General features: G+C 38.2%; 5 protein-coding genes. All 5 read left to right on the top strand.

Going from position 1 to position 10,268, the window contains the following annotated elements; translation table 11 throughout:
- The first annotated feature begins 10 nt into the window (after window positions 1-10).
- Window positions 11-103, top strand: a complete 93-nt coding sequence (locus C1638_RS22750) for a T9SS type A sorting domain-containing protein (RefSeq protein ID WP_369073485.1) — start codon at window positions 11-13, stop codon at window positions 101-103.
- A 654-nt stretch (window positions 104-757) separates the two neighbouring features.
- The gene (locus C1638_RS03680; RefSeq protein ID WP_123838327.1) at window positions 758-1,933 is read left to right on the top strand and encodes an autotransporter outer membrane beta-barrel domain-containing protein; all 1,176 of its coding nucleotides are present in this window, start codon (window positions 758-760) and stop codon (window positions 1,931-1,933) included.
- A 19-nt stretch (window positions 1,934-1,952) separates the two neighbouring features.
- Window positions 1,953-5,396: an RCC1 domain-containing protein gene (locus tag C1638_RS03675; protein ID WP_123838326.1), complete on the top strand. Its 3,444-nt coding sequence runs from the start codon at window positions 1,953-1,955 to the stop codon at window positions 5,394-5,396.
- A gap of 155 nt (window positions 5,397-5,551) precedes the next feature.
- Window positions 5,552-6,742: a hypothetical protein gene (locus tag C1638_RS03670; protein WP_123838325.1), complete on the top strand. Its 1,191-nt coding sequence runs from the start codon at window positions 5,552-5,554 to the stop codon at window positions 6,740-6,742.
- A gap of 19 nt (window positions 6,743-6,761) precedes the next feature.
- Window positions 6,762-10,211, top strand: coding sequence for an RCC1 domain-containing protein (locus C1638_RS03665; RefSeq protein ID WP_109618279.1), 3,450 nt, complete (start codon window positions 6,762-6,764; stop codon window positions 10,209-10,211).
- Window positions 10,212-10,268 lie beyond the last annotated feature (57 nt).

Raw genomic sequence — 10,268 nt, 5'->3', positions numbered from 1 at the left:
TAAAGGAACAATTGATTTTTCTGCTTTACCATCAGGAGTTTATTTGGTAAAAGTAAATGCAGCCAATGACTTCGTGAAAACGGTAAAAGTGATTAAGCGATAAGCATTAAAATTTTAATACAATATCTAAGATTTCTTGAGATTTGAAATCTTTCAACATAGCGCCACTTATTCTTTAAGTGGCGCTATTCTTTAATATTCCATTTTTCACATTTTAAAAGAATGTTATCCGGTATTTATGAGTATTATTGTTGATTTATTATTTTAAAATTCATAATAAAATAATACTTTTGCAATCAATAACATAGAATCATGACTGATGATGTTGTTATTACAAAAAACTAAAACTAAAAACAAAACCTGAAAACTAATTAAACCATGAAAATGAACCCAACTATACGGTATCTACTAATTCGTAACAGTTAATTGTTTCCAACAATTTAAAACAAAGTAAATCTTTAAAACTCCTTTAAATCAACAAGTTGTATTTAACCCAATATAGCTTATTTGATTATTTCTTCCAATCATATGGAAATGATATTGAGTTATGGAAATCATAACAGGTATTCCACTATCAATTAGTGAAAAAGGATGTGAAGAAGATTGCTGTTTTACCAGTTATGATGCAACACAATTTTATCGACGAAAATAATTTCAAGATCAACGTTTATTCATTGATTAAAGCTTTTGTTTTTGTATGAATTCAGTTTGAAATCTAAAAAATATCATTATAAAACCAATCAATTTTTACACTATTATGACAAAAAAACTACTAATCGTTGCCTTTGCAGGTCTATCGAGTACTATGGCTTTTGCAGCCGATTTATATGTTAGAAATGGAGGGACAGGCGGAGCTTATTCTACGGTAAGTGCAGCCATCACAGCGGCTTCAGAAGGGGATAGAATCATTATTCAGCCCAAAACGAATGGAGCGGCCTACGTAGAAAATATTACCATCAACAAATCACTAACCTTTGTCTCTGAAACCAATTATAATAAATATTTTATTCAGGGAACCGTTACCATCAATCCGGCTGCGGGAAGAGTGGTAAACATCAGTAATTTAAGTTCAGGAAGTTATTCCATTTACAGCTTAGTGGCAAGCGGACCTACCACCAGTGGAAGAACTACAATAAACCTTTACAATTGTTATTTAAATAAGGTTATTACCAATCAAGCCAATACTACTACCAATATTTCCGGTTCTAATGTGTTGGGAGAAATTAGCTTTTCCCATGGTAGAGTTACTGCTAATAAAGCACAGTCTATTTATGCTAATTCTATAACTACAGATAGCAGTCTTGCAACATCGGATATTGAAGTATATGGCAATGCTACAAGTTTGGGTATATCGCATTCACAATCAAACTATAATTTTAAGCTTTACAATAATTTTTGCCGCGGGGTTTTTGTCTATGCTATTAAAACAGGTAGTAACAACGAAATTATTAATAATACGATCTATGACCCTTATGGTGGTGATATAGCACCATTTTCCATCAACTTAAATAATGGAAACACAGGGAATATTTCTATTATGAATAATGCAGCATCTTTTGTAGTAGGAACAACCAATGTTTGCATTAAAAACAACAATAATGCTACAGTGACTGCAAGCTACAACCTATTTACAAATCCATTTGTAACAGAGGGAGCGATGAACCAAAGTAACAATTCAGGATCTGTGAATATGACCTTTAGTGAGACTGCATTCACTATAACAGGGATGAATGTAAATGCCGGAAATCCTGATGTAAGCTATACCGACTTAGATTTAACAAGAAACGACGCAGGCCACTACGGCGGATCAAATAGTTGGGCAAATTATTGGCCGGCAAATGCTGATACTAAACCACAGATAAACTATCTGGTTACTCCACGAACAATCAGTGGTGGAACATTAAATATCAATGGATCCGGTTTTTCTAAATAATAGCTAAGGATATAACAATATGAAGAATTATATCTATAGTATCATCGCTTTGCTTATGGTCATATTGTGCCCTGCACAAGTGTTCGTAAGCCAGGCTGAATATTTCTGGGATACCGATCCTGGAGCTGGAAACGGTATTCCTGTATTGGCCACTGATGGAAATTTCAACAGTGCCTTTGAACAACTCACCAAAACGGGGATCGCCACACCAGGTAATGGTTTGCATAAATTCTCCATCCGTATTAAGGACAATACGGGGGTTTGGGGACCAGTTTTTACCAATGTTATTGATGTTCAGCAAAACCAGAGCTCTACGCTAATTGCTCTTGCACAAGCCGAATATTTTTGGGATACCGATCCGGGAGCCGGTAACGGTACTCCGGTATTGGCAGCTGATGGTAATTTCAATAGCGTTTTTGAAGAACTTACTAAAACAGGGATTACTACACCAGGTAACGGGTTGCACAAATTCTCTGTCCGTATCAAAGACAATACGGGTGTTTGGGGACCAGTTTTTACCAATGTTATTGATGTTCAGCAAAATCCAACATCTACGCTAATGGCACTTTCACAGGCCGAGTATTTTTGGGATACCGATCCGGGAGCAGGAAATGGTACTCCGGTATTGGCTGCCGATGGGAACTTTGATAGCTCTTTCGAGCAACTGACCAAAACAGGAATCGCTTCGCCATCTAGTGGCTTACACGTCTTTAATATCCGTATCAAAGATAATGCAGGTGTTTGGGGACCAGTTTTTAGAAATGTTATTAATGTAGAAACTCAGATTCCTACAGGGTGCTGGCAGAGTATTAACGCAGGACTTAATCATTCGATGGGAATAAAAACAGATGGAACATTATGGGTATGGGGAGATAATAGATATGGACAATTAGGGGACGGAACTACTATTGAAAGAAATACGCCTATCCAAATCGGAATAGCAACGGATTGGCAAAGTATTAATGGAGGATATTCTCATACATTAGCCATTAAAACAGATGGAACACTATGGGCATGGGGAGATAATAGATATGGACAATTGGGAGATGGAACTAAAATCAATAGATTTACTCCCATTCAAATTGGAACAGCAACGGATTGGAAAAGTATTCGTACTTCAGGTTATCAGACGCTGGCGATAAAAAACAATGGAACGCTTTGGGGCTGGGGATATAATTATTGGGGATCACTAGGAGATGGAACCAATATTGATAAACTTGTACCCACTCAAATTGGGATAGGTACAAATTGGAAAAGTGTTGAACTTAATTCGCAGCATTCCCTTGGCTTAAAAACAGATGGTACACTTTGGGCTTGGGGACTTAATTTTAATGGGCGATTAGGAGATGGGACTCAAGTTAATAAATTGGCTCCGGTTCAAATCGGATTTGATACAAATTGGCAAAGTATTAGCGCTGGAGATGATCATTCTGTAGGAAGCAAAACAGATGGTACACTCTGGGCATGGGGAGGCAATTCCACTGGGCATCTGGGAGATGGAACCATCGTTGAAAAATTTGTTCCTACCCAAATAGGAACAGCAACCAATTGGCAAAATGTAGCGGGAGGAACAGGTATTACTTTTGCAAGCAAAACAGATGGTACTCTTTGGTCATGGGGAAACAATTCCGGAACATCGTTGGGGCATGGTTCAATTAATGGGACATCATATTTTACATCACCTAAACAAGTAGGCTCCTATTCAGATACGATGCAAATTTCTTTGGGTTATTATTATAGTTTAGTAAAAAATAACAATGGTGATTTAAAAGTTTGTGGACAAAATAGTTATGGACAGTTAGGTGATGGTACTGGTTATTCCAAAAATATGTTTACACCTATTAACTGCCCTTTAAATTGTCCTCCTCCAACACAATTTTCAACAACAGGTGTTACTTCTACAACGGCTACTATTAACTGGACAGCATCAACTCCAGGTCCTAATGGGGGGTATATGTATTTTTATAGTACGCACCCGGTTGTAGGTGGTATAGATGGAACTACTTTTTTGACAAAGGCTCCTTTGACCAACTTATTACCTAGCACCACTTACTATTGGTGGGTGGCATCTGATTGCAAATCCAGTGAGGGTAATTGGATATCTGGAGGTTCTTTTACTACGCTTCCTACAACAGAAACCGGTTGTTGGTACAGTGTAAGCTCAGGAAATCGTCATTCGGCGGGAATAAAAACAGATGGAACGCTATGGACATGGGGAAATAATGACTATGGACAACTGGGAGTTGGAATTACGAATGCGAAAAATAAGCCAATACAAGTTGGAGGCATGAATAATTGGTTGAAAACAGACATTGGATATTATCATACTGTTGCTATCAAAACAGATGGAACGCTGTGGACATGGGGTAAAAACGATTATGGACAATTAGGAGATGGAACTACAACTAACAGAGCCACACCAACACAAATTGGAACAGCAGCAGATTGGGTAAATATTACGACAGGAGAATATTATACATTAGCGCTAAAATCAAATGGTACCCTTTGGGCCTGGGGAAGAAATAACAAAGGGCAATTAGGCGATGGTACCATTATAGATAAAAATATACCCATCCAGATTGGAACTGCAAATAATTGGAAAATGATCTCATCAGGAAGAGAACATACTCTCGCTATTAAAATAGATGGGACGTTATGGGCCTGGGGAGATAACTGGGGTGGAAAGCTAGGTGATGGTACAGGAACAGCAAGAACATCTCCTGTTCAAATCGGAACTAATACCAATTGGCAATATATTAATGCTGGATATAGTCATTCTATAGCACTCAAAACAAATGGAACACTATGGGCATGGGGAAGAAATACAGCTGGGCAATTAGGAGATGGAACTATAACTGACAGAGGTACTCCAATGCAAATAGGAACAGAAACAAATTGGAAGAGTGTAGGTGCAGGTGATGATCATTCTGCAGGACTTAAAACAGATGGAACACTTTGGGCTTGGGGATATAATAATAATGGAGAATTAGGAGATGGAACTAAAACGAATAAATTGACTCCAACTCAAATAGGTACAGCTTCTGATAAACAAAGTATTACAGTAGGTATAGGTAATGTTTTTGTTATAAATACTGCTGGATTTTTAACAGCTACTGGTAGTAATGGATCTGGGGAGATAGGAGATGGTACCTTTATTTCTAAGAATATTTTTGTACCTGTTGGTTGCCCTACGAGTACTGTTTTAAGAGTCGATGATGTTTCAACACAGTCGGATCAGCTGAAAGTATATCCAAATCCGGTACAGGATTATGTAACGGTTTCTTTTGATCAAAAGATTCTTTTAGTAACAGTTTACAACGCTGCCGGGCAGCTGATAGTTACAAAAGCGATCAATGATATTAAAGGAACAATTGATTTTTCTGCTTTACCATCAGGAGTTTATTTGGTAAAAGTAAATGCAGCCAATGACTTCGTGAAAACGGTAAAAGTGATTAAGCGATAAGCATTAAAATTTTAATACAATATCTAAGATTTCTTGAGATTTGAAATCTTTCAAAATAGTACCACTTATTTTTTAAGTGGTGCTATTCTTTACCATCCTATTTTAGGAATCAGGGTATCTAACTTAATATTAAACCAATTAATTTTTATACAATTATGACAAAAAAACTACTAATCATTGCCTTTGCAGGCTTATCAAGTACTATGGCTTTTGCAGCCGATCTATATGTTAGAAATGCCGGAGCCGGCGGAGCTTATTCTACTATAAGTGCAGCTATCACAGCTGCTTCAAACGGAGATCGTATCATTGTTCAACCTAAAGCGAATGGAGAAGCTTATATAGAAAATTTGACAATAAATAAATCCCTGACTTTTGTTTCTGAAACTAATTATAGCAAATACATTCTTCAGGGAGGTGTTAACATTGACCTGGCAGCGGGAAGAGTGATTACCATTAACAATCTGAAGACAATAAACTCTATTAATGGTATATTGTCAATAGGAGCAGCAGTTGGAGGAAGAACGACAATCAATATTTTGAACTGTGACTTACTTAGTGTGACTACCACTACCGCCAATACTACTACAAATATTTCCGGTTGTAATATTAATGGACCTTTGCAGATTTCCCATGGAATATGTACGGCTAACAAAGCATCGTTTATTACCATCTATTCTTTCCAGCAGGAAACTTCCATGGCTACATCTGATGCTGAGGTTTATGGTAATATATCTACAGGAGCAATAGCTAACTCTCAACCCTATTATGCTTTTAAGTTCCACAATAATTTTTGTGATGCTTTTTGGATTCGTGGTATAAAAGACGGAAGTTCTAATGAAATCATTAACAATACAGTTTATAGACCTGCTGCCGCTAACTTTTATCCAGCTGTTATTTACATTGGTTTATATGATAATAGTCTTACAAACACGGGAGATCTTGCCATTATGAATAATGCTGTTTCTTTTGTGCCGGGTCAAAGCAATATCTGTATTCAAAACAATCATAATAATGTTAACGTGACAGCCAGCTACAACGTATCTACCAATCCGTTTGTAACGCAAGGTAACATGATCCAAAGTAACAATTCAGGATCGGTGAATATGAACTTTGATAATGTTGCATATACTGTAACTGGTATGAATGAAAATGCCGGAAGTCCTGACATAAAATATACAGACTTAGATTTAACGAGAAACGATGCAGGACATTATGGAGGCTCTAACAGTTGGGCAAATTATTGGCCGGCAAATGTTGGTAATAAACCTCAGATAAACTACTTGGTAACTCCAAGATCTATTAACGGTGGTACTTTGAATATTAACGGATCCGGTTTTTCTAAGTAATACTAAATGATATAACAATATGAAGAATTATATCTATAGTATAATCGCTTTGCTTATGGTCATGTTGTGCCCTGCACAAGTGTTCGTAAGTCAGGCCGAATATTTCTGGGATACCGACCCGGGAACAGGAAATGGAACTCCGGTATCGGCTGCTGATGGGAGTTTTAACAGCGTTTTTGAACAACTCACCAAAACAGGGATTGCTACACCGGGTAGCGGTTTGCACAAATTCTCTGTTCGTATTAAAGATAATACAGGGGTTTGGGGACCAGTTTTCACCAACGTTATCGATGTTCAGCAAAATCCAACAACAATGCTAATGGCTCTTGCACAAGCCGAATATTTTTGGGATACCGATCCTGGAGTCGGAAACGGAACTCCTGTATTGGCAGCTGATGGAAATTTTAATAGTGTTTTTGAACAACTAACCAAAACAGACATTGTTACACCAGGTAATGGTTTGCACAAATTCTCTGTTCGTATCAAGGATAATAGTGGTGTTTGGGGACCCGTTTTCACTAACATTATTAATATCCAGCAAAATCCAACATCTACGCTACTGGCACTTTCACAGGCCGAGTATTTTTGGGATACCGATCCGGGAGCAGGAAATGGAACTCCGGTATTGGCTGCTGATGGTAGCTTCAACAGTACTTATGAGCAACTGATCAAAACAGGAATTGTTTTACCTTCTAACGGCTTGCATGTATTTAATATCCGTATTAAAGACAATGACGGTGTTTGGAGCTCTGTTTTTAGAAATGTTATTAATGTAGGAGCTCCAATTACCTCAGGCTGCTGGGAAAGTTTTAGTGCAGGAAGTCTGCATTCAGTAGGAATAAAAGCAGATGGTACACTATGGGCATGGGGTAGTAATTCTGAAGGACAGTTAGGAGATAGAACCACTGTTGATAGAAAGGTCCCTATACAAATAGGAACAGCAACAAACTGGCAAAGTGTGAGTGCCGGAGGTCGTCAAACATTTGCTATTAAATCCGATGGAACACTATGGGCATGGGGATATAATTATGATGGACAACTGGGAGATGGAACTAAAGTCAACAGATTGAGCCCTGTTCAAATAGGAACAGCAACGAATTGGAAAAGCATCAGTGCCGGAGTTAATCATATGCTAGCCATCAAAACAGATGGAACACTTTGGGGTTGGGGATATAATGTATTTGGACAATTAGGAAATGGTACAAACACCAATACAATTGCTCCTGCACAAATAGGAACAGCAACAAATTGGCAAAGTGTAGCACAAGGTATAGTACATACTCTTGCCATTAAAACAAATGGAACTTTATGGGCATGGGGATATAATGCCGATGGTCAGTTAGGTGATGGAACCACTACTTCAAAGAATACTCCAGTTCAAATTGGAACAGCAACGAATTGGAAAAGTATAGATGCTGGTAACAATCACTCTGTAGGACTTAAAACAGATGGAACACTATGGACATGGGGTACTAACTCTAATGGACAGTTGGGTAATGGAACTACAGGCCAAAAAAATAGTCCAACACAGATAGGAACTGACACCAATTGGGCCAATATAGATGCCGGAAGTACTTTTACTTATGCGAATAAAACAGATGGAACGCTTTGGTCATGGGGTAATAGCTCTAATGGACAATTGGGTGACGGTACAAATGGAGCTGTGAATACTTTATCACCTGCACAGGTTGGTTCCTCTTCAGACAATATGCTGATTTATGCCGGAAGTAATCATGTTCTTGTAAAAAATGTTGATGGATTTTTAAAAGTTTGCGGACGAAATGATTTTGGACAGCTGGGTGATGATACCCATATTCAAAAAAATACGTTTGCTTATACTGCCTGTCCTTCAAATTGCGCTTCACCAATGCAATTTTCAACATCCAATATTACTGCTGCAACGGCTACCCTTAACTGGACAGCTTCAACTTCAGCTCCTAATGGAGGGTATTTGTATATCTATAGTACCAATCCAATTGTAGGAGGCATAGATGGAACTACTTCTGCTACAACAGCAAATTTGAGCAATTTATTACCTAACACCACTTACTATTGGTGGGTGGCATCTCATTGCGGATCCAGCCAGAGTAATTGGATGCAGGGAGGCTCATTTAAAACACTTCCTGCTGCTACAACAGGCTGTTGGAAAAGTGTGAGTACTGGTGATTATCACTCTCTAGGGCTCAAAACAGATGGCACGCTATGGACATGGGGACGTAATCAGAATGGACAACTTGGAGATGGAACTACAAGTTCAAAAGATACTCCTATTCAAATCGGGACCTCTAATAATTGGTCGAAAATAATTACTGGAAATTCTTTCTCGGCAGGGCTCAAAACAGATGGGACACTATGGGCATGGGGTAGTAATCGGGATGGACAATTAGGCGATGGAACTACAATCAATAGAATGACCCCAGCTCAAATAGGAACAGCTACAGACTGGGTAAGTATTGCCAGTGGGGATGATTATATACTAGCCATAAAATCCAATGGTACCCTTTGGGGCTGGGGACGTAATGATTGGGGGCAATTAGGAGATGGTACTACCATCAATAAAACTTTACCTACACAAATAGGAACAGCTACGGATTGGAAAATGGTAGCACCAGGGGTGGAGCATACTCTTGCCCTGAAAACCAATGGAACATTATGGGCTTGGGGAAGTACCACTTATGGAAGATTAGGTAATGGAATTTCGACGATGATAGCCATAACGAGCCCAATTCAAATAGAAACAGCTACAGATTGGAAAAGTGTTGGTGCCGGATATCTTCATTCAGTAGGTGTGAAAACAGATGGAACGCTATGGGGTTGGGGACATAATTCTGATGGACAATTAGGGGATGGAGCTACAGCCTATAAAACGACTCCTACACAAATAGGAACCGAAACCAATTGGAGGGATGTAGATGCTAACCGTTATCATTCTTCTATGGGGATTAAAAAAGACGGAACTCTTTGGGGATGGGGTAATAATGATTATGGCCAATTAGGAGACGGAACCAAAAACAGGAGATTTACTCCAACGCAAATAGGAACCTCTAATGATAAACAAAGTATTGCATTAGGAAGCTATAATACATTCGTTATCAATACCAATGGATTTTTATCAGGCTGTGGTTTTAATGAGTATGGTCAGATAGGAGATGGCAGCGCTCTTCAAAAGAAAATTTTTGTACCTCTAGCCTGTCCAACAAATGCTAATCTAGCAGTTGATAATGTTTTAACAAAGGTAGATCAGCTGAAAGTATATCCAAATCCGGTACAGGATTACTTAACGGTTTCTTTTGATCAAAAGATTCTTTCGGTAACGGTTTACAATGCAGCAGGGCAGCTGGTACTTACGAAAGCAATCAATGATACTAAAGGAACAATTGATTGTTCTGCTTTCACTTCAGGAGTTTACTTAGTTAAAGTAAATGCAGCGAATGACTTCGTGAAAACAGTAAAAGTGATTAAGCGATAAGCATTAAAGTTTTAATACAATATCTAAGATTTCTTGAGATTTGAAATCTTTAAACAT

It is taken from the genome of Chryseobacterium oncorhynchi (assembly GCF_002899895.1).
GTDB lineage: Bacteria > Bacteroidota > Bacteroidia > Flavobacteriales > Weeksellaceae > Chryseobacterium > Chryseobacterium oncorhynchi.
The sequence above is the reverse complement of the archived record's forward strand: the minus strand, read 5'-3'. Positions and strand labels throughout refer to the sequence as shown.

Excerpts from the sequence above, each read along its gene's own strand:
- C1638_RS03680 (WP_123838327.1), top strand. The coding sequence starts at position 758 with ATGACAAAAAAACTACTAATCGTTGCCTTTGCAGGTCTATCGAGTACT.
- C1638_RS03675 (WP_123838326.1), top strand. The coding sequence starts at position 1,953 with ATGAAGAATTATATCTATAGTATCATCGCTTTGCTTATGGTCATATTG.
- C1638_RS03670 (WP_123838325.1), top strand. The coding sequence starts at position 5,552 with ATGACAAAAAAACTACTAATCATTGCCTTTGCAGGCTTATCAAGTACT.
- C1638_RS03665 (WP_109618279.1), top strand. The coding sequence starts at position 6,762 with ATGAAGAATTATATCTATAGTATAATCGCTTTGCTTATGGTCATGTTG.